Raw genomic sequence first — 19,426 nt, forward strand, 5'->3', positions numbered from 1 at the left:
CCGGCGACAGGCCCCGGGAAGGGCCGATCGCTAAAATCGCGCCCCATGACCTTTCTCGACATGCTGCGCAATGCCACCGCCCAGAACCAATCCATGCTGTGCGTGGGCCTGGACCCCGAACCCAGCCGCTTTCCTGCGGCCATGCGCGGCGATGCAAGCAAAATCTACGACTTCTGCGCCGCCATCGTCGACGCCACGGCCGACCTGGTGAACTCCTTCAAGCCCCAGATCGCCTACTTCGCGGCCCACCGCGCCGAAGACCAGCTGGAAAAGCTCATGGCCCACATGCGCGCCGTCGCGCCCCATGTGCCCATCATCCTGGACGCCAAGCGCGGCGACATCGGCTCCACGGCAGAGCAATACGCCAAGGAAGCCTTCGAGCGCTACGGCGCCGATGCCGTGACCCTGTCGCCCTTCATGGGCTTCGACTCCATCACGCCCTACCTGCAGTACGAGGGCAAAGGCGCCTTCCTGCTGTGCCGAACCTCCAACCCCGGTGGCGACGACCTGCAGGCCCAGCGCCTGGCCGACCTGCCGGGCCAGCCCCACCTGTTCGAGCATGTGGCGCGCCTGGCCCAGGGGCCCTGGAACACCAACGGCCAGCTCGGCCTGGTGGTGGGCGCCACGCGCCCGCAGGAGATCGAGCGCGTGCGTGAATTCGCGCCCTCGCTGCCGCTGCTGATTCCCGGCGTGGGCGCCCAGGGGGGCGATGCCGTGGCCACGGTCAAGGCGGCGCGCATCGGCGGCGGCCCCATCATCATCAATTCCTCGCGTGCGGTGCTCTATGCATCGCAGGGCGACGACTTCGCTGCCGCCGCGCGCACCGCCGCCCAGGCCACGCGCCAGACGCTGCAAGACGCAGCCGCCGCCTGAGACGGCAGGGAAGCCCGGCCATGCAAGGCAAATGGCTGGAAGACTTCCTGCTGCTGGCCCAGGAGCGCAGCTTCACGCGCGCGGCCGAGCTGCGCCATGTCACCCATCCGGCCTTCGGGCGGCGCATCCGCGCGCTGGAGGCCTGGGCCGGCACGCCCCTGGTCGAGCCCGGCGGCGGCCCCGTGCGGCTGACGCCGGCCGGCGAAGCCTTCCGCGACACGGCCGAGCAACTGGTGCGCACGCTGGCCCAGTCGCACGATGAACTGCAGGCCGTGGCCGGGCGCCAGGCCCGCGTGATCACCCTGGCCACGGGGCGCACGCTGGCGCGCACCATCGTGGCCGACTGGCTGACGCGCCACGGCAGCGTGCTGCAGACGGCCGAGCTGCGCGTGGTCACGCGCACGCTGGACGAGACCGTGGCCATGCTGCAGCGCGGCGAAGTCAGCTTCACGCTGGTCTACCACCACGCCGCCATTGGCGTGCGCCTGGACGGCCGCCAGTTCAGCTACCTGACGGTGATGCAGGACAGGCTGGTCCCCGTGGCCCGCGCCGATGCCCAGGGCCGTCCGCTGTACGAGCTGTCGGCCAGCCACCAGCCCGTCGCTCCCGTGCCCTACCTGGCCTTCTCCCACAGCATGGCCCTGGGCCGCCTGGTGGAAGACCACCTGGCCCGGCATCCGCTGGCGCCGCGCCTGCGCCGCTGCGTGGACTGCGACTCGGCCGACGCCCACTATGAATACGTGCTGCGTGGCCTGGGCCTGGCCTGGATGCCGTGGTCCATGGTGCGCGGCGACTGCCAGGCCGGCCGCCTGGCCGTGGCCGGCGACCCGGGCCTGGAAGTGCACTTCGACGTGCGCCTGTACCGTCCCAAGCGCCACCTGGGTCCTGCAGCCGAGCAGTTCTGGAGCGACATCACGGGCGCCTGACGGGTGCATGCATGCGCCCTCCTGGTGCAAACCCGCACCGGGCTGTGGAACAAGCGGGTTTTGGTGCTGCAATGGCTCCGCCTCGTGCCGAATCAGCACCAAATGCCTGGGTAGTCCTTCGCACAATCAATCTCATACATTTCAGGAATAACCCCATGCCCAGCAACTCCCTCCTGCGCCGCACCGCCCTGGCCTGCGGCCTGCTGATCGCCGCCACCGGCAGCGCCTTGGCCGACGACGCCGCCAGCTACCCCAACCGCGCCATCACCATGATCGTGGGCTACCCCGCCGGCGGCAGCACCGACCTGGTGGGCCGCTTCGTGGCCGATGGCCTGGCCTCGCGCCTGGGCCAGCCCGTGGTGGTGGAGAACCTGGGCGGCGCAGGCGGCGCCATCGGCGCGCAAAAGGCCGTCAAGGCCACGCCCGACGGCTACACGCTGTTCGTGGGTGCCAACAACGAGCTGGCCATCGCCCGGCTGATCAACAAGAGCATCAAGTACTCCATCGGCGACTTCACGCCCATCGGCATGATCGGCTCCCAGCCCATGGTGCTGGTGGCCTCGCAGAAGGCCGGCGTCAAGACAGCCGCCGAGTTCAGCGCCCTGGTGGCCAAGAACCCGGGCAAGTTCAGCTACGGCAGCTCGGGCGTGGGCACGGCACTGCACCTGGCCGGTGAAATGATCAAGGAGCAGGGCAAGCTGCACATGACCCACATCCCCTACCGCGGCGTGGCGCCCCTGACCACGGACCTGGTGGGCAACAACATCGAGTTCGGCATGTTCGTGCTGTCCTCGGGCCTGCCCCAGATCCGCGCGGGCAAGGTCATCGCCCTGGGCACGACGGAGGCCAAGCGCTCGGCCATCACGCCCGACATCCCGGCCCTGTCCGAGCTGCCCCAGTACAAGAACGTGGACATCAACGTCTGGTTCGCGCTGATGGCGCCCAAAGGCCTGCCCGCACCCGTGGCCGCCAAGGTCAAGAAGGCGCTGGACGAGACCATGGCCTCGCCCGAGTTCCGCAAGAAGATGGAAGAGGCAGGCTCGGTGGTGGCCGATCCCAAGACGGATGCCGGCAAGTACATCAACGCCGAGATCGCCAAGTACACAAAAATCGTCCAATTTGCCCACATCGAGAACTGAGCCAGCCATGGACGCTTTGCGATTTGACCTTCCCCTGCCCGACCTGAGCGCCTGGCGCGCGGGCAATACCGGTACCGAAGGCGTGTGGCAATTCGACTCGGGACGCCCGGGCCGCCACGTGATGATTTCCGCGCTGGTGCACGGCAACGAGATCTGCGGCGCCTGGGCCGTGTCCGGGCTGCTTCAGGCCCTGCACAACGGCCTGGCGCTGGACAACGGCCGCCTGACCCTGGTGCTGGCCAACCTCGATGCCTTCGACCGCTTCGACGCGGCCAGCCACGATGCCTCGCGCTTCGTGGACGAGGACATGAACCGCCAGTGGATAGACGCACGCATCGACGAGGGCAGCACCCGCGAACGCCGCCGCGCCGCCGCGCTGCGCCCCTTCGTGCAGCAGGCCGACTGGCTGCTGGACCTGCATTCCATGCACGAGCCCTCGGCCCCGCTGCTGCTGACCGGCATGCAGCCGCGCAACCGCGATCTGGCACGCCAGATGGGCGCGCCGGCGAACATCGTCGTGGATGCCGGCCACAAGGACGGCACGCGGCTGCGCGACTACGGGCGCTTCGGCCTGCCCGACGCCGAGGCCGGCGACTCGCGCTCGCTGCTGATCGAATGCGGCTTCCATGGCGATCTGGCCAGCCGCGACGTGGCACACGACCAATGCCTGCGTTTCCTCGAAGTGGCCGCCATCTTCGACAACGGCGCGCTGCACGCCGCCCTGCCCGGCTGGAAGCAGGCCGACGCACCGGCCCAGTGGGCTCTGGAAGTCACGGCGCCCGTGGTGGCCAAGAGCAGCGGCTTTCGCTTCACGGCGCCGTTCACGGGGCTGGAGCGCTTCGAGAAGGCCGGCACGGTGATCGGCGACAACGATGGCGAGCCGGTGATCACGCCCTATGGCGACTGCGTGCTGGTCATGCCCTCGGTGCGCCAGGCGCGCGCGGGCGTGACCGTGGTGCGCTTTGCGCGGCGCTCGCCGCTCTGAGCGGCACGCTTCAACCGAACCTCAGCCGCGCTGGCAGCGCGCAGGCGACAGCCGTTCAGGCTGCACGCCCTGCGCGGCAAGGCGCGCATCCGGCGGCTCGCCGCGCAGCAGGTTGCGCGCCAGCAGGCTGTAGCCGAAGGCGCTCTGTATGCCGTAGCCGCCCTGGGCGGCCACCCAGAAAAAGCCCGGCAGCGGCGCAGGCGAGGCATCCCAGCCAATGGCCATCTCGCCGTCGGCCACGAAGCTGCGCAGCCCGGCCCAGGTGTGGGAGGGGCGGCGAATCTGCAGCGTGGTCACTTCCTCGATGCGCCAGATGCCCGTGGCCACGTCCAGTTCCTCGGGCGCCACGTCCTGCGGCGCCACGGGGTCGGCGTTGGCGGGCGAGCCCAGCAGCTGGCCTGCATCGGGCTTGAAGTAAAAGCCCTCGTCGGCGCTGATCACGGCGGGCCAGTGCGCGGCGTCCATGCCGTCGGGCACGGCAAAGGTGAAGGCACTGCGCCGCTTGGGCACCAGGCCGATGGGCGCTGCGCCCGCCAGTGCGCCCAGCGCATCGGCCCAGGCGCCGGCCGCGTTGACCACGCAGCGCGCGCGCACCTGGCTGCCGTCGGCCAAGTCCACGGTCCAGACACCTGCGGCATGCGCCAGCGCACGGACCTCGGCGCTGCAGCGCAGCTCGCCGCCGCACTGGCGCAGGCCGCGCAGGAATCCCTGGTGCAGGCCATGCACGTCGATGTCGCGCGCGCCGTCGTCCGCAAAGCCATCGACCAGCAGCGTGGTGTTCAGGCAGGGCACCAGGGCCTTGAGTTCATCGGGGCCCAGGCGCCGCGCCTGGGGCGAGTGCAGGAGCGCCTCGGCATGGGCGGCATCGAGCAGGTCCTTCTGCGCGGCCGTGCCCACATAGAGCACGCCGCGCGGCGCCAGGATGGGCGCCTGCACAAAGCCCTGCGGCGGCTGCTCGTAGAAGGCGCGGCTGGCGCGCGTCAGCGCCTGGACTTGCAGCGGGCCATAGTGCTCCTCATACAGCGCGGCCGAGCGGCCCGTGCTGTGGTAGCCGGGCTGGGATTCGCGCTCCAGCACCAGCACCGAGGCGCCGCCATCGCGCGCCAGCTGCCAGGCCACCGAGGCACCGGCCATGCCCGCGCCCACCACCACGAAATCAAGGATGCTGCTGTCCATGGCCGGCCTCACTGTGCTTTCCGGCGACCAGCCTTGGCCGCTGCAGGAGCCGACACCGACGCTGCCTCCAGATAGGGCCGCAGGTAGCGCCCCGTATGGCTGGCCGGGTTGGCCGCCACGTCCTCGGGCGTGCCCGTGGCCACCACCTGGCCGCCGCCCGAGCCACCTTCGGGGCCCATGTCGATGATCCAGTCGGCCGTCTTGATCACGTCCAGGTTGTGCTCGATGACCACGATGGTGTTGCCCGCATCGCGCAGCTGCTGCAGCACCTTGAGCAGCAGGGCGATGTCGGCGAAGTGCAGGCCCGTCGTGGGCTCGTCCAGGATGTAGAGCGTGCGCCCCGTGTCGCGCTTGGACAGCTCCTGGGCCAGCTTGACGCGCTGCGCCTCGCCGCCCGACAGCGTGGTCGCGCTCTGGCCCAGCCGGATATAGGACAGGCCCACGTCCAGCAGGGTCTGCAGCTTGCGGGCGATGGTGGGCACGTCCTTGAAGAAGGCATGGGCGTCCTCCACCGTCATCTCCAGGATCTGGGAGATGTTGCGGCCCTTCCACTGCACCTCCAGCGTCTCGCGGTTGTAGCGCTGGCCGTTGCAGATGTCGCAGGGCACGTAGACATCGGGCAGGAAGTGCATCTCCACCTTGACCACGCCGTCGCCCTGGCAGGCCTCGCAGCGGCCGCCGGCCACGTTGAAGGAGAAGCGCCCGGGGCCGTAGCCGCGCTCCTTGGCGGTGTTGGTCTCGGCCATCAGGTCGCGGATGGGCGTGAACAGGCCCGTGTAGGTGGCCGGGTTGCTGCGCGGCGTGCGGCCTATGGGCGACTGGTCCACATTGATGACCTTGTCGAAATAGCCCATGCCGATGATGTCGTCGTGCGGCGCGGCCTCGCCGCCGGCGCGGTGGATCTGGCGCGCGGCCTCGGTATAGAGCGTGTCGTTGACCAGGGTGCTCTTGCCCGAGCCCGAGACGCCGGTCACGCAGGTCAGCAGGCCCACGGGAAAGTCCGCCGTCACGCCCTTGAGGTTGTGGCCGCGTGCGCCCACCACGCGCAGGGCCTGCAGTTGCGGCGCAGCCGCACCGGCCTCGGCCGGATGCTGGCCCGCGCGTGCGGGGAAGCCCTTGGCAGGAGACCGGACCTCGCCCTCGGCCGGCGCCTCGACCACGGGCTGCCAGGGCGTGCGCCGCGCAGGCACTTCGATGCGCTGGGTGCCCGCCAGGTAGCGGCCCGTGGGCGAATCGGGGTTGGCGCGCACCTCTTCGTAGCTGCCCTGGGCCATGACGCGGCCGCCATGCACGCCCGCGCCCGGCCCCAGGTCGATGATCTGGTCGGCCGCGCGCATCATGTCCTCGTCGTGCTCGACCACGATGACGCTGTTGCCGATGTCGCGCAGGTGCTGCAGCGTGCCGATGAGCTTGTCGTTGTCGCGCTGGTGCAGTCCGATGCTGGGCTCGTCCAGCACATACATCACGCCCGTCAGGCCGCTGCCGATCTGGCTGGCCAGGCGGATGCGCTGGGCCTCGCCGCCGGACAGCGTGTCGGCCCCGCGCTCCAGGCTCAGGTAGCTCAGGCCCACGTCGTTGAGGAACAGCAGGCGCGAGGCGATCTCGCGCACCACCTTGCCCGCGATCTCGGCCTTGGCGCCCGACAGCTGCAGGGACGCGCACCAGGCATGGGCCTCGGCCAGCGTGGCATGGCCCACCTCGTAGATGGCGCGGGCCTGCTCGCCCTCGCCGATGCGCACGAAGCGCGCCTCGCGGCGCAGCCGCGTGCCGCCGCAGTCGGGGCAGACGGCGACGCTGCGCAGCCGCGCCAGGTCGTCGCGCACCACGCTGGACTCGGTCTCGCGCCAGCGCCGCGTGATGTTGGGGATGATGCCCTCGAAGGGATGGCTCTTGACCAGGGTCTCGCCCTTGCGCGCACCGCTGTCGAAGACATAGGTGAAGGGCATTTCCTCCTCGCCCGAGCCCCACAGCATCACGTTGCGCACCTTCTCGGGCAGCTCCTCGAAGGGCAGCTCCACATCGGCGCCATAGTGGCGCGCCACGCTCTCCAGCATGGAGAAGTAGTAGCCGTTGCGCCGGTCCCAGCCCTTGACGGCGCCGCTGGCCAGGCTCAGCGTGGGAAAGGCCACCACGCGCTCGGGATCGAAGGACTCCGTGCAGCCCAGGCCATCGCAGCCCGGGCAGGCGCCCATGGGCGAGTTGAACGAGAACAGGCGCGGCTCCAGCTCGGGCAGCGAATAGCTGCACAGCGGGCAGGCGAACTTGGCGCTGAAGAGGTGTTCCTTGCCGCTGTCCATCTCCAGGGCGATCACGCGGCCGCCGGCGTCGGCGCCGCCCGCGCGCAGGGCGGCCTCGAAGCTCTCGGCCAGGCGCTGCTGGGCGTCGGCGCGCACCTTGAGGCGGTCGATCACCACGTCGATGTCGTGGCGCTCGTTCTTCTCCAGCGCGGGCAGGGAATGGGACTCGTGGATCTTGCCGTCGATGCGAAAGCGCACATAGCCCTGGGCCTGCATCTGCGCGAACAGCTCGGCGAACTCGCCCTTCTTGTTGCGCGCCAGCGGCCCCAGCACCATGAGGCGCGTGTCCTCGGGCAGGGCCAGGGCCGCATCCACCATCTGGCTGATGGTCTGGGACTGCAGCGGCAGGTTGTGGTCGGGGCAGTAGGGCGTGCCGGCGCGTGCGAACAGCAGGCGCAGGTAGTCGTTGATCTCGGTCACCGTGCCCACGGTGGAGCGCGGGTTGTGGCTGGTGGCCTTCTGCTCGATGCTGATGGCGGGCGACAGGCCCTCGATCAGGTCCACATCGGGCTTGTCCAGCCGCCCCAGGAACTGGCGCGCATAGGCCGACAGGCTCTCCACATAGCGGCGCTGGCCCTCGGCGTACAGGGTGTCGAAGGCCAGGCTGGACTTGCCCGAGCCCGACAGCCCGGTGATCACCACCAGCCGGTTGCGCGGAATGTCCAGGTCGATGTTCTTGAGGTTGTGCGTGCGCGCACCGCGGATGGCGATGCGTGACTGCGCCAGCGCCTGGCCGAGGTAGCGGCCGTCGGGCTGGGAGCGGGAGTCGGCGGCCCGGTCCAGGCCGCCGTCTTCGGAAATCGTGTGGGAACCAGGCATCGGGAAAACCCCTGCGAAGGCGAACCCGCCATGATAGGTCAGAACCCGTGCCACCGCATGGCGGCTCGGTCTGCGGGGCGGCAGGGCCTTCTGCGGCGCCCCTTCACAAAACTGTCTTGCACTGCCTTGCATAACCCAGCCACCCCGCAGCGCCGGCCTATGGGCGAGAATGGCGGATTGCTTGCCCCCACAACAGTGCACCCCGTGCTCGATTCCCCCACACCCGTCCACGGCGCCCAGGCGCCAGCCCCCTCCTCGGCCGCATCGGGCCGCATGACCTCGCAGGAACGCCGATCCAGCGCCAGCCTGGCGCTGATCTTTGCGCTGCGCATGCTGGGCCTGTTCCTGGTGCTGCCGGTGTTCGCGCTGGAGGCGCGCAAATACCCGGGCGGGGATGATCCGGCCATGATCGGCCTGGCCATGGGCCTGTACGGGCTCACCCAGGCCGTGTTCCAGCTGCCGCTGGGCCTGGCTTCGGACCGGTTCGGGCGCAAGCGCGTCATCGTCGCCGGGCTGCTGGTCTTTGCGGCGGGCAGCCTGCTGGCGGCCACGGCCGACTCGCTGCTGGGCCTGATGTGGGGCCGGGGCCTGCAGGGCGCGGGCGCCGTCTCGGCCGCCGTGACCGCGCTGCTGGCCGACCTCACGCGCGACAGCGTGCGCACCAAGGCCATGGCCATGGTGGGCGGCAGCATCGGCCTCATGTTCGCGCTGGCCCTGGTGCTCAGCCCCTTGCTGGCGGCCTGGGGCGGGCTGCCCGGCATCTTCGGCCTGACCTGCGCCCTGGCGCTGGCGGGCATTGCCGTCGTGCTCTGGGTCGTCCCGCCCGAGCCCGCGCGCCACGCCGACCAGCCGCGCGGCCGCATGGCCGAGCTGTGGCGCCATGGCGACCTGGTGCGCCTGAACCTGGGCGTGTTCGTGCTGCACACCGTGCAGATGTCCATGTGGGTGGCCGTGCCCGCCATGCTGGTGCAGGCAGGCCTGGACAAGCAGGCGCACTGGCATGTCTACCTGCCGGCCGTGGTGCTGTCCTTCGCCGCCATGGGCGGCCTGTTCGCCATGGAGCGGCGCGGGCGCCTGCGCGCGGCCCTGCTGGGCGCCATCGCCCTGATCACCCTCGTGCAGATCGGCCTGGGCCTGCTGGCGGCCGGCGGCACGCAGCCGCCGCTGTGGGCCATGGCCGTGCTGATGTTCGTGTTCTTCTGCGGCTTCAACGCGCTGGAGGCCACCCAGCCCAGCCTGGTCTCGCGCATGGCGCCGGCTCCGCTGCGCGGCGCGGCGCTGGGCGCCTACAACACGCTGCAATCGCTGGGCCTGTTCGCAGGCGGCGCGCTGGGCGGCGCCGTCGCCAAATGGGCCGGCATGCCGGGCCTGTTCACCCTGACGAGCGTCCTGGCCGTGCTGTGGCTGGTCGTCACCTGGCCGCTGCGCCCCGTGGGCCGCCACGGCTGAACGGCGGATTTTCAGACGGTTACAAGCCGCCGCCACAGGCGGTTGCCACGGGATATCCGCCCCCTGCCATCGGCAGACGGCTTGCGGCACAATGGCGCGTCTGGCCCGGGATCCATCCTTCTATGCCCGGGCCACTTCTCTCTGTAAAGGTATTTCACTCATGGCATCCGTCAACAAGGTCATCATCGTCGGCAACCTCGGGCGCGACCCCGAAATGCGCACCTTCCCGAGTGGCGATCAGGTGGCCAACGTGACCATCGCCACCACCGACCGCTGGCGCGACAAGAACACGGGCGAGAACAAGGAAGCCACCGAGTGGCACCGCGTGGTCTTCAACGGCCGCCTGGCCGAAATCGTGGGCCAGTACCTGCGCAAGGGCAGCCAGGTCTATGTCGAAGGCAGCCTGCGCACGCGCAAGTGGACCGACCAGGCCTCCGGCCAGGAACGCTACGCCACCGAAATCCGCGCCGACACCATGCAGATGCTGGGCAGCCGCCAAGGCGGCGGCGGTGGCCAGCAAGGCGGCGGCTATGGCGATGAAGGCTATGGCGACAGCGGCTACGACGCCCCTCCCCAGCAGCAACAGCGCCGCCCGGCCCCTGCCCCCATGGCAACGCCTGCCCCGCGCCAGGCCCCTGCCCAGCGCCCCGCCCCCGCACCCATGGCACCCCCGCCGCAGCGCGCAGCCTCGGGCTTTGACGACATGGATGACGACATTCCGTTCTGATTCGGACCATCAAGGTTCTTGAGCATCCAGACCCGCTTTCCCCGGAAAGCGGGTTTTGTTTTTCCAGGCGCCCGACGACAAATCCCATGCTCCTGCCGCGTGCCAGAACCCTGTTGTGGAGTCTTGTCCTGTGCCTGCCGCTGGCCGTGTTCGGCTGGCTGGCTGCAGCCCTCTGCCTGATCTCGCAGGAGGACTACACGCCCGAGCCCGGCAGCTTCACCTACTACATCGGCATCTCGTCCCTGGTGCGCCATGCGCCGCTGGTGGGCGCGCTGGGCAAGGCGGAGTACTTCGGCACCGTGGGCGACGGCAACAAGCCGCCACACGGCCTGGTATCCTATGACGTGGAGTTCGCAAGCATTGGCCCCGCCACGCACGCCTTCGATGCCTACCTGCTCGGCAAAGGCTATTCCCGGAGTGCGGACGACGAAACGCCCGGCCCCTCCTACGGCATGGGGCGGCGCGTTCGCCATGCCAGGTACACGGCGTCTTCGGGCCAAGTCGTCTACGTGGAAGTGGTGCAGGCCTCATCGGCCGAGCAAGGCCCTGTGCGCTACCGCGCCACCATGGCGCACTACGACTGATTGCGGCCAGGGGTCCATCCCGCGGCAGGCAGCACCCCCTCGTACAATCGCGCCCGTGATTTCAATCCACCGGCACCGTCAACCCGAGGCTCGCCAAGCGCGCAGCCGCGATGCCGCACGCCTTCACAGCTTCACGCTGGCCCGCATCGCGCGCGGCTCGCAGAGCCGGCGCTCGGGCTGCACCCGCCTGGCGCCGCCGTAGCACGGCCGAACCGTACAAGCCGCCAGGTTGTTTCGGGCATCGCCCGACGCCCGGCATGTTCATTCCCGTCTACAAAATCCTGCCCCGCCCTGTCACATCCAGCGCGGCGGGGCTGGCCATTTCCATGTCGAAACACCCCCATCCCTTTCGCGCCGAGTGGGCGCCCAGCATTCCGCGCGAGCTCATGGCCGGCGCCGTGGCCACCTTTGCGCTGATCCCCGAGGTCATCGCCTTTTCCTTCGTGGCTGGCGTCGATCCTGCCGTCGGGCTGTTCGCCTCCTTCATCATCAGCATCGTCATCGCCTTCACGGGCGCGCGCCCGGCCATGGTGTCGGCGGCTGCGGGCTCGGTCGCCCTGGTGGCCGCTCCGCTGGTGCATGCCCATGGCGTGCAGTATCTTTTTGCGGCCGGCATTCTTGCGGGGGCCGTGCAGATCCTGTTCGGCCTGCTGCGCCTGGGCGTGCTGATGCGCTATGTGTCGGGCTCGGTGCGCACGGGCTTCGTCAATGCGCTGGCCATCCTGATCTTCTCGGCCCAGATGCCGCACCTGATCGGCGCCAATGCCGCCACCTGGGCCGTGGTGGGCGCCGGCCTGCTGATCATCTACGGCCTGCCCCGGCTGACCACGGCCGTGCCCTCGCCCCTGGTCTGCATCGTGGTGCTGACGGTGGCGGCGAATTGGCTGGACCTGCCCCTGAAGACGGTGGCCGACCTGGGCCTGCTGCCGGACGGCCTGCCCAGCTTCGGGCTGCCGCAGGTGCCGTGGTCGCTGGAGACGCTGCGCCTGATCGCCCTGCCCGCGCTGGCGATCGCCATGGTGGGATTGCTGGAGTCCATGATGACGGCCAGCGTGGTCGATGAACTCACGGACACGCCCAGCTCCAAGAACCGCGAGTGCAGCGGCATCGGCGTGGCCAACATCGCAGCCAGCCTGTTCGGCGGCATTGCCGGCTGCGCCATGATCGGCCAGACCGTGGGCAATGTGCGCTACGGCGGCCGCGGCCGGCTGTCCACGCTGTTCGCGGGCGCCTTCCTGCTGATCCTGATGGTGCTGCTCAAGCCCTGGGTGTCCCAGGTGCCGGTGGCGGCGCTGGTGGCCATCATGGTGATGGTGTCGGCCTCCACGCTGGACTGGGGATCGGCCCGCGCCCTGCTCAGGCATCCCAAGCTGTCCAGCGCCGTGATGCTGGCCACCGTGGTGGTCACCGTGGCCACGGACAACCTGGCCGCCGGCGTGGGCGTCGGCGTGCTGCTCAGCGGGGTGTTCTTCACCTTCAAGGTCTCAAGGCTGCTGTCCGTCGAGAAGACGCAGGACGGCGCAGGCCTGACCTACCGCGTCTCGGGCCAGGTCTTCTTTGCCTCGGCCGATCAGCTGGTCGATGCCTTCGACGTGCGGGACATCGAAGGCCGGCCCGTGCGCATCGAACTGACCAACGCCCATTTCTGGGACATCACGGCCGTCAATGCGCTGGACAAGGTCTGCCAGCGCCTGCGCAAGCACGGCAGCACGGTCGAGGTGACGGGCCTGAACGAACACGGCCGGGCACTGGTGTCACGGCTGGATATCGGCATCGAGTAGGAAACCTGCCCCGGGCATGGTTTTCCAGCGCTGGCAGACCGCTGGCTTTCCTGGGGCAGACGCGGTCTGCTCTTTCGCAAAGAGAAATCCGTCAAATATCGAATGTGGCATTCAGAAAATTCTCTATTTCAAAGAGTTACTCTTTTGAAATAAAGATTCCAGCCCGCTCATTTAGGATCTGGACCGCTGTCACCTCCCCGAACCCGTTCCATCTCTTCCATGCGACTCAGATCCGTTATCTTGGGCCTTGTCCTCCTGGTCTTTGCCGCATCCGCATCCTGGTTGGCCGTGTATGGGTTTCTCATCTCCCAGGAGGACTACTCGCCTGAGCGGGGATCGCTCAGATATTACGTAGGCATCTCTTCCCTGATACGCAATGCGCCAGCGACAGGGACGATGGCGCAGCCCACCTACTTCGGCTCCGTCGGTGATGGCAACAAGCCCCCGCAGTCCGAGATGACCTTCGAGACCAGCGCCAAGGACATCACCGAGGCCACTGCGGCCCTCACCAGCTACCTGCGCCAGAAGGATTTCCACCAGAGATCCATCGAAGCCGGAAATGCCGCCGCATCGTTTGTCCCCGAGGGAGAGCGCCTTGTCCAATACGCGCAATACGCGTCATCGGCCGGCGAAGTTGCCGTACTGGCGGTCACCCAGGCAATCGCAACAGGCCTGTGCAAGGTCACGCTCACCCATTACGACTGAACATGTCCAGCAGATCCCACATACCCCGAAGACTCATCTATACCTGCAACTGCGGATGGATTGACCTGGGCCACCTCCAATCGGTCGAGAGCCATCGCAATCGCTACGCCAGTGCGGCCTATCTCTGGAAAGACATACTGCATGAGCGTGGCATCGGGATTCCCGGTCACTCCGACAGCCATCTGATTCAATACAAGCAATCCATGGGGCGCTTTGGCCTGACCCAGGAATTTGCCAAGTTCTATCTCGTCAAGAAAGGCCTGTCTCTTTCAGCGAAGCGCTCCGTGGCCCTGGCCATATTCATGGAGGTTTCAATGGGCTTCGAGAGCCTGCAGGCATCCATGTCGCTCCTCACAGACAGTGGATTCAGCCAGGAAGACCTGGTTTCCAACCTGATTGGCTTCTACATGGTCGTGCACGGGGCACTGGACTGGAAGAATCTGTGCAAGCCGGTTTCCACCGAGGCATCGCTGGCCGTCTGGGATGCCAACGGTCCCGTGGGAAGCCATAAAAACAAAGTCTTCCAGCCGCAGTTCCATGCCTGCGAGGAATGCAAGAGCAAGCACCATGTGCAGCTGCCCCGCTTTCCTTCCGCGTTTCAGTCCATACAGCCCGCATCCAAGGGTCTGCACTTCATCGAAGCATCTGATGGGCTGCCAGTGCCAAAGCACATGCTTTCGACACTGTTTCCCTGAGTCTTCCTGCCCTGCGCCAGAACGCAGGCGCCCTCAACGCTCATCGAACGACAGCACCACGCGCTCGGTCAGCGGATGCGCCTGGCAGGTCAGGACAAAGCCGCAGGCGACCTCGTTCTTGTCGAGGGCGAAGTTGCGCTCCATGCGCACCTCGCCCTCGACCACCTTGGCGCGGCAGGTGCCGCAGACGCCCGAGGTGCAGGAATAGGGCACTTCCAGCCCGGCCGAGGAGGCCGCGTCCAGGATGCTGGCCTGGCCACGCGTGAAGGGGATCTCGCGCGAGAGGCCGTCGCGCACCAGGGTGATGCGGGCGGTGGCGGCGTCGCCGGGCTGGGCCTCGTGCACCACGGCGCCCACCGTGCCCTGGCCTGCGGCCGGCAGGGCCACGCCGAAGCGCTCGATGTGGATGCGCTCCTCGGGCACGCCGGCGGCCAGCAGGGCGGCCTCGGCCTCGTCGTTCATCTGGAAGGGTCCGCAGATGTAGACATGGTCGATGTGCGCGGCCGGCACCACGCCCTGCAGGAATTCGGCGATCTTGCTGCGGTCCATCACGCCCATGTTCAGCGGCAGGTCGGTGTGTTCGTCCGAGAACACATGCTGCAGCGACAGCCGCGACATGTAGCGGTTCTTGAGGTCCTCGATCTCCTCCTTGAACATGGTGGACTGCAGCTGGCGGTTGCCGTAGATCAGCGTGAAGCGGCTGGCGGGCTCGCGCGCCAGCACGGTCTTCATGATGGACAGGATGGGCGTGATGCCGCTGCCGCCGGCGATGCCCACATGGTGGCGCGCGGCCCCGGGCTCGATGGGCACGAAGAAGCGGCCCTGGGGCGCCATGACCTGCAGCGTGTCGCCGGGGCGCAGATGCTCGTTGATCCAGTTGGAGAACTGGCCGCCGCGCACCTTGCGCACGCCCACGCGCAGCTCGCCGTCATCCACGCCTGCGCAGATGGAGTAGCTGCGGCGCAGGTCCTGGCCGTCGATCTGGTGGCGCAGGGTGAGGTACTGGCCCTGGGTGAACCCGAAGACCTCGCGCAGCGCGGGCGGCACGTCGAAGGAGACGACCACGGCCTCGGCCGTGTCGGGCGCAATGCTGCGCACGCGCAGCGGGTGGAACATCGTGGTCGTGGTCATATCGGCTTGAAGTGTTCGAAGGGTTCGCGGCAGTCCAGGCAGCGGTGCAGGGCCTTGCAGGCCGTGGCGCCAAAGGCCGAAAGCCGCTCGGTGTGCACGCTGCCGCAGTGCGGGCAGGCAACGGGCTCGGGCACGGCAATGCCCTGGCGGCGGCGCACCAGGCGGATGGGCGAAGTGCCCTCCGGCAGGCCGGCGTCGCCACAGCGCCCGGGGGGCGCGATGCCGTATTCGCGCAGCTTGCGCCGGCCGTCGTCGCTGATCCAGTCCGTGGTCCAGGCCGGGGCGCGGCGCAGCACGGCGCGCGCGGGGCCCAGGCCTGCGGCCTCGATGGCATCGAGCACGCTGCGCTCTATGACCTCGGTGGCCGGGCAGCCCGAGTAGGTGGGCGTGAGCACGATCTCCATGCCCTGGCCTTCGGGCAGGGCATGGACCTCGCGCACGATGCCCAGCTCGCAGACCGAGATCACGGGCACTTCGGGATCGGGCACGTCCTGCAGCGCGGCCCAGGCCAGGCGCTCGCGCTCGGCCGAGGCGGATGTGACGGCCACAAGCCGTGCGGCAGCCATCACCACACCCCGCCCGGATAGGCGCGCTGCAGGTGCTGCATCTCGGCCAGGATGAAGCCCATGTGCTCGCTGTGCACGCCGTTGCGGCCCGTGCTGCGGAAGGCGGATTCGGCCGGCATGTCCAGCGTGGCCTCCTGCAGCAGGGCGGCCATTTCGGCCTGCCAGGGCTCGCGCAGCTCGGACCAGGCCGGGCCCAGGCCGCTGGCGCGCGCGGCAGCGTCCGTGGCGTCGTCGGTGAACAGCTCGGCCGCATAGCGCCACAGCTGGGCCAGCGCCGCCTCCATGCGCTGGCGCGATTCCTCGGTGCCGTCGCCCAGGCGCACCACCCAGTCGCCCGCGTGCTGCTCGTGGTAGCGCGCCTCCTTGAGCGCCTTGGCGGCGATGGCGGCCAGCTCGGCGTCGCTGGAGTGCACCAGGCGCTCCCACATCAGGCGCAGCCAGGTGGCGGCCATGGCGTTGCGCAGCACGGTGAAGGCGAAGTCGCCGCGCGGCAGCTCGGCCAGCGTGGCGTTGAAGTAGTCGCGCTCGTCGCGCAGAAAGGCGAGCTGGTCCTCGTCGTGCGCGCGGCCTTCGAGCTGGCCGGCGCGCGTGAGCAGCGCACGCGCCTGGCCGACCAGGTCCAGCGCCATGTTGGTCATGGCGATGTCCTCTTCGAGGATGGGCGCGTGGCCGCACCACTGGCCCAGGCGCTGGGCCAGGATCAGGCAGGTATCGCCCAGGCGCAGCAGGTATTGCACCTCGGGCCGGGCGTCGATGGAGATGGAGGAGGCGGAGGCGTTCATGGCAGCTCCCCGCTCACATGTGGTCCACCGAGGGGGGCAGCTGGTAGAAGGTCGGATGGCGGTAGACCTTGTCCTGGGCCGGGTCGAAGAACATGTCCTTGTCGCCGGGGTCGCTGGCCACGATCTGGTCCGAGCGCACCACCCAGACGCTCACGCCCTCCTGGCGCCGCGTGTAGACATCGCGCGCCATCTGCAGCGCCATCTGCGGGTCGGCCGCATGCAGGCTGCCGCAGTGCTTGTGGTCCAGGCCGGCCTTGCTGCGGACGAAGACTTCCCACAGCGGCCATTCGTTGGTGATGTTCTGTTCGGCGGTGGTCATGCGGCCTCCTTGCGGGTCTGGTTTCTCTGTGTCTGCTTGCGGGCATGGGCCAGGGCGGCCTCGCGCACCCAGGCGCCTTCGTCCCAGGCCTTGACGCGTGCGCCCAGGCGCTCGCGGTTGCAGGGGCCGTCTCCGGCGATCACGCGCCAGAACTCGTCCCAGTCGATGGGGCCATGGTCATGGGCCTGGCGGGCCTCGTTCCATTTCAGGTCGGGATCGGGCAGGGTGACGCCCAGCACCTTGGCCTGGTCCACCGTGGCGTCGATGAACTTCTGGCGCAGCGCGTCGTTGGAGATGCGCTTGATGCCCCAGCGCATGGACTGCGCGCTGTTGGGCGACTGGTCGTCGGGCGGGCCGAACATCATGATGGACGGCCACCACCAGCGGTTGACGGCGTCCTGCACCATGGCCTTCTGCGCCTCGGTGCCCTGCTGCATCATGGTCAGCAGCGCCTCGTAGCCCTGGCGCTGGTGAAAGCTCTCCTCGCGGCAAATGCGCACCATGGCGCGCGCGTAGGGCGCATAGGAGCAGCGGCAGATGGGCACCTGGTTCATGATGGCCGCGCCATCCACCAGCCAGCCGATGGTGCCCATGTCGGCCCAGGTCAGCGTGGGGTAGTTGAAGATGGAGCTGTACTTGGCCTTGCCCGTGTGCAGCGCGTGCAGCATCTGGTCGCGGCTGCTGCCCAGCGTCTCGGCGGCCGCGTAGAGGTACAGGCCATGGCCGCCCTCGTCCTGCACCTTGGCCAGCAGGATGGCCTTGCGCTTGAGGGTGGGTGCGCGGCTGATCCAGTTGCCCTCGGGCAACATGCCGACGATCTCGCTGTGCGCGTGCTGGCTGATCTGGCGCAGCAGCGTCTTGCGGTAGTTGTCGGGCATCCAGTCCTTGGCCTCGATGAATTCGCCGGCATCGATGCGCTCGTCAAAGCGCTGCTGCAGGCGCATTTCGTCGGCCGAGCGCACGGCCTTGCCGCCATCGCCCGCTTCCTTGCCCATGGTGTCCATGGCCTGGGTATACATGTGCGATCTCCTTGAATGAAATGGTTGACGACGGCCGGCGGTGCCTCAACGCGGCCGCTTGTCGTACACGCGCCGGGCCTTGCCGGTCTGCGTGCGCTCGATGGTGTCGGGATCGAAGACGCGCACCGCCGTGGAAATGCCCACCAGGGTCTTGATGCGCTGCTGCACCCACTGCGCGATCTCGCCGCGCTCGGCATCGCCCAGGCCGCGCCGCTGCGGCTGCAGCTCGCAGTGCACCTCGACGGTGTCCAGCAGGCCTTCACGGCTGATGTGCATCTGGTACAGGCCCGTGAGGCTGGCATTGGCCAGCACGATTTCCTCGATCTGGGTCGGAAAGACGTTGACGCCGCGGATGATCATCATGTCGTCGCTGCGCCCCACGATCTTGCCCATGCGCCGGAAGCTGCGCGAAGTCGGCGCCAGCAGCCGCGTCAGGTCCCGCGTGCGGTAACGAATGATGGGCATGGCTTCCTTGGACAGCGACGTGAAGACCAGCTCGCCCTCGCTGCCGTCGGGCAGCACCTCGCCCGTGTCGGGGTCGATGATCTCGGGGTAGAAATGGTCTTCCCAGATCACCGGTCCGTCCTTGCTCTCCACGCATTCGCTGGCCACGCCCGGGCCCATGACTTCGGACAGGCCGTAGATGTCCACGGCATCCAGCCCTGCCTTGCCCTCGATCTCGCGGCGCATGGCCTCGGTCCAGGGCTCGGCGCCGAAGATGCCGATCCGCAAAGAGCTCTCGCGCGGGTCCATCCCCTGGCGCTGCATCTCCTCCACGATCACCTGCATGTAGCTGGGCGTGACCATGATGATGTCGGGCCGGAAATCCTGGATCAGCTGCACCTGCTTTTCGGTCTGCCCGCCCGACATGGGCACCACCGTGCAGCCCGCGCGCTCGGCACCATAGTGCGCGCCCAGCCCGCCCGTGAACAGGCCGTAGCCGTAGGCCACATGCACCATGTCGCCAGGCCGCCCGCCCGCCGCGCGGATGGAGCGCGCCACCAGGTTGGCCCAGCTGTCGATGTCATTCAACGTGTAGCCCACGACCGTGGGCTTGCCCGTGGTCCCCGAGGAGGCATGCACGCGCGCCACCTTCTGGCGCGGCACGGCGAACATGCCGAACGGGTAGTTCTCGCGCAGGTCCTTCTTGGTGGTGAAGGGAAAGCGGGCCAGGTCGGACAGCGTGCGCAGGTCGGACGGATGCACACCCTTCTCATCGAAGGCGCGGCGGTAATGCGGCACATGGTCGTAGGCATGCTGCAGCGACCAGCGCAGGCGCTGCAGCTGCAACGAGGCGATCTCGTCGCGGCTGGCGGTTTCGATGGGGTCGAGTTCGCCGGGGGCGGGGCGCAGGTCTTTGTTCATCGGGGTTCTGGCGTCGTGAGGCAAGGGGTTCAGAATAATTGACCGACCGGACGGTAGGATTATAAGATGCAGCTTTCTTGAGCAACAA

18 protein-coding genes are annotated in these 19,426 nt (G+C 68.5%); 10 read left to right on the top strand and 8 right to left on the bottom strand.

The window, feature by feature from the left end; translation table 11 throughout:
• Positions 1-45: 45 nt before the first annotated feature.
• The 4 genes from pyrF to AAN986_RS27070 all read left to right on the top strand — a co-directional run bounded on the left by pyrF (position 46) and on the right by AAN986_RS27070 (position 3,923).
• The gene (gene pyrF / locus AAN986_RS27055; protein ID WP_012202756.1) at positions 46-873 is read left to right on the top strand and encodes an orotidine-5'-phosphate decarboxylase; all 828 of its coding nucleotides are present in this window, start codon (positions 46-48) and stop codon (positions 871-873) included.
• Positions 874-893: 20 nt separating this feature from the next.
• Positions 894-1,799 (top strand): LysR substrate-binding domain-containing protein, encoded by a 906-nt coding sequence (locus AAN986_RS27060; protein WP_012202755.1) that lies wholly within the window; start codon positions 894-896, stop codon positions 1,797-1,799.
• Between the two features lie 155 nt (positions 1,800-1,954).
• Positions 1,955-2,938 (top strand): tripartite tricarboxylate transporter substrate binding protein, encoded by a 984-nt coding sequence (locus AAN986_RS27065; RefSeq protein ID WP_043825320.1) that lies wholly within the window; start codon positions 1,955-1,957, stop codon positions 2,936-2,938.
• A 7-nt stretch (positions 2,939-2,945) separates the two neighbouring features.
• Positions 2,946-3,923, top strand: coding sequence for a succinylglutamate desuccinylase/aspartoacylase family protein (locus AAN986_RS27070; RefSeq protein WP_016454260.1), 978 nt, complete (start codon positions 2,946-2,948; stop codon positions 3,921-3,923).
• A 21-nt stretch (positions 3,924-3,944) separates the two neighbouring features.
• Here AAN986_RS27070 and AAN986_RS27075 read toward each other — a convergent pair whose 3' ends face one another.
• On the bottom strand, positions 3,945-5,099 hold the full coding sequence (locus AAN986_RS27075; RefSeq protein WP_047218909.1) for an FAD-dependent oxidoreductase: 1,155 nt from the start codon (positions 5,097-5,099) through the stop codon (positions 3,945-3,947).
• A gap of 8 nt (positions 5,100-5,107) precedes the next feature.
• The gene (uvrA, locus tag AAN986_RS27080; protein WP_047218908.1) at positions 5,108-8,215 is read right to left on the bottom strand and encodes an excinuclease ABC subunit UvrA; all 3,108 of its coding nucleotides are present in this window, start codon (positions 8,213-8,215) and stop codon (positions 5,108-5,110) included.
• A 273-nt stretch (positions 8,216-8,488) separates the two neighbouring features.
• Here uvrA and AAN986_RS27085 point away from each other — a divergent pair, with 273 nt between their 5' ends.
• From AAN986_RS27085 to AAN986_RS27110, 6 genes are all read left to right on the top strand, one after another.
• Positions 8,489-9,664, top strand: coding sequence for an MFS transporter (locus AAN986_RS27085; RefSeq protein ID WP_034348262.1), 1,176 nt, complete (start codon positions 8,489-8,491; stop codon positions 9,662-9,664).
• A gap of 160 nt (positions 9,665-9,824) precedes the next feature.
• Positions 9,825-10,391: a single-stranded DNA-binding protein gene (gene ssb / locus AAN986_RS27090; protein ID WP_047218907.1), complete on the top strand. Its 567-nt coding sequence runs from the start codon at positions 9,825-9,827 to the stop codon at positions 10,389-10,391.
• Positions 10,392-10,477: 86 nt separating this feature from the next.
• Positions 10,478-10,975, top strand: coding sequence for a hypothetical protein (locus tag AAN986_RS27095; protein WP_047218906.1), 498 nt, complete (start codon positions 10,478-10,480; stop codon positions 10,973-10,975).
• A 257-nt stretch (positions 10,976-11,232) separates the two neighbouring features.
• Positions 11,233-12,756: a SulP family inorganic anion transporter gene (locus AAN986_RS27100; RefSeq protein ID WP_047218905.1), complete on the top strand. Its 1,524-nt coding sequence runs from the start codon at positions 11,233-11,235 to the stop codon at positions 12,754-12,756.
• A gap of 396 nt (positions 12,757-13,152) precedes the next feature.
• Positions 13,153-13,461 (top strand): hypothetical protein, encoded by a 309-nt coding sequence (locus AAN986_RS27105; RefSeq protein ID WP_227469571.1) that lies wholly within the window; start codon positions 13,153-13,155, stop codon positions 13,459-13,461.
• Positions 13,462-13,463: 2 nt separating this feature from the next.
• Entirely contained in the window at positions 13,464-14,156 is a 693-nt protein-coding gene (locus AAN986_RS27110; RefSeq protein ID WP_016449342.1) for a hypothetical protein, read from the top strand.
• Between the two features lie 33 nt (positions 14,157-14,189).
• Here AAN986_RS27110 and paaE read toward each other — a convergent pair whose 3' ends face one another.
• From paaE to paaK, 6 genes are read right to left on the bottom strand one after another with little or no spacing between them, the layout of a single operon-like run.
• Positions 14,190-15,287 carry a 1,2-phenylacetyl-CoA epoxidase subunit PaaE gene (gene paaE, locus AAN986_RS27115; protein WP_047218904.1) on the bottom strand — a complete coding sequence of 366 codons (1,098 nt, stop codon included), beginning with the start codon at positions 15,285-15,287 and terminating at the stop codon, positions 14,190-14,192.
• Positions 15,284-15,853, bottom strand: a complete 570-nt coding sequence (gene paaD / locus AAN986_RS27120; protein ID WP_047218903.1) for a 1,2-phenylacetyl-CoA epoxidase subunit PaaD — start codon at positions 15,851-15,853, stop codon at positions 15,284-15,286. Before paaD ends, paaE begins: the two co-directional genes overlap by 4 nt.
• A complete protein-coding gene (gene paaC, locus AAN986_RS27125; RefSeq protein WP_047218902.1) occupies positions 15,853-16,635 on the bottom strand; it encodes a 1,2-phenylacetyl-CoA epoxidase subunit PaaC in 783 nt (260 codons plus the stop codon). The genes paaD and paaC overlap by 1 nt, the downstream gene beginning before the upstream one ends.
• A 13-nt stretch (positions 16,636-16,648) precedes the next feature.
• On the bottom strand, positions 16,649-16,954 hold the full coding sequence (gene paaB, locus AAN986_RS27130) for a 1,2-phenylacetyl-CoA epoxidase subunit PaaB (RefSeq protein WP_013804631.1): 306 nt from the start codon (positions 16,952-16,954) through the stop codon (positions 16,649-16,651).
• Entirely contained in the window at positions 16,951-17,973 is a 1,023-nt protein-coding gene (gene paaA / locus AAN986_RS27135; protein WP_012202742.1) for a 1,2-phenylacetyl-CoA epoxidase subunit PaaA, read from the bottom strand. The genes paaB and paaA overlap by 4 nt, the downstream gene beginning before the upstream one ends.
• 45 nt (positions 17,974-18,018) lie before the next feature.
• Positions 18,019-19,338, bottom strand: coding sequence for a phenylacetate--CoA ligase PaaK (paaK, locus tag AAN986_RS27140; RefSeq protein ID WP_349335535.1), 1,320 nt, complete (start codon positions 19,336-19,338; stop codon positions 18,019-18,021).
• Positions 19,339-19,426: the final 88 nt, after the last annotated feature.

The sequence above is a fragment of the Delftia sp. DS1230 genome, assembly GCF_040112715.1.
Lineage (GTDB): Bacteria > Pseudomonadota > Gammaproteobacteria > Burkholderiales > Burkholderiaceae_C > Comamonas > Comamonas tsuruhatensis.

Bases quoted from the DNA above. Each gene is read 5' to 3' on its own strand.
- AAN986_RS27095 (WP_047218906.1), top strand. From the start codon at position 10,478: ATGCTCCTGCCGCGTGCCAGAACCCTGTTGTGGAGTCTTGTCCTGTGC.
- paaE (WP_047218904.1), bottom strand. From the start codon at position 15,287: ATGACCACGACCACGATGTTCCACCCGCTGCGCGTGCGCAGCATTGCG.
- AAN986_RS27075 (WP_047218909.1), bottom strand. From the start codon at position 5,099: ATGGACAGCAGCATCCTTGATTTCGTGGTGGTGGGCGCGGGCATGGCC.
- AAN986_RS27110 (WP_016449342.1), top strand. From the start codon at position 13,464: ATGTCCAGCAGATCCCACATACCCCGAAGACTCATCTATACCTGCAAC.
- AAN986_RS27085 (WP_034348262.1), top strand. From the start codon at position 8,489: ATGACCTCGCAGGAACGCCGATCCAGCGCCAGCCTGGCGCTGATCTTT.
- paaB (WP_013804631.1), bottom strand. From the start codon at position 16,954: ATGACCACCGCCGAACAGAACATCACCAACGAATGGCCGCTGTGGGAA.
- AAN986_RS27065 (WP_043825320.1), top strand. From the start codon at position 1,955: ATGCCCAGCAACTCCCTCCTGCGCCGCACCGCCCTGGCCTGCGGCCTG.
- paaA (WP_012202742.1), bottom strand. From the start codon at position 17,973: ATGTATACCCAGGCCATGGACACCATGGGCAAGGAAGCGGGCGATGGC.
- AAN986_RS27070 (WP_016454260.1), top strand. From the start codon at position 2,946: ATGGACGCTTTGCGATTTGACCTTCCCCTGCCCGACCTGAGCGCCTGG.
- paaD (WP_047218903.1), bottom strand. From the start codon at position 15,853: ATGGCTGCCGCACGGCTTGTGGCCGTCACATCCGCCTCGGCCGAGCGC.
- AAN986_RS27105 (WP_227469571.1), top strand. From the start codon at position 13,153: ATGGCGCAGCCCACCTACTTCGGCTCCGTCGGTGATGGCAACAAGCCC.
- paaK (WP_349335535.1), bottom strand. From the start codon at position 19,338: ATGAACAAAGACCTGCGCCCCGCCCCCGGCGAACTCGACCCCATCGAA.
- ssb (WP_047218907.1), top strand. From the start codon at position 9,825: ATGGCATCCGTCAACAAGGTCATCATCGTCGGCAACCTCGGGCGCGAC.
- AAN986_RS27060 (WP_012202755.1), top strand. From the start codon at position 894: ATGCAAGGCAAATGGCTGGAAGACTTCCTGCTGCTGGCCCAGGAGCGC.
- AAN986_RS27100 (WP_047218905.1), top strand. From the start codon at position 11,233: ATGTTCATTCCCGTCTACAAAATCCTGCCCCGCCCTGTCACATCCAGC.
- pyrF (WP_012202756.1), top strand. From the start codon at position 46: ATGACCTTTCTCGACATGCTGCGCAATGCCACCGCCCAGAACCAATCC.
- uvrA (WP_047218908.1), bottom strand. From the start codon at position 8,215: ATGCCTGGTTCCCACACGATTTCCGAAGACGGCGGCCTGGACCGGGCC.
- paaC (WP_047218902.1), bottom strand. From the start codon at position 16,635: ATGAACGCCTCCGCCTCCTCCATCTCCATCGACGCCCGGCCCGAGGTG.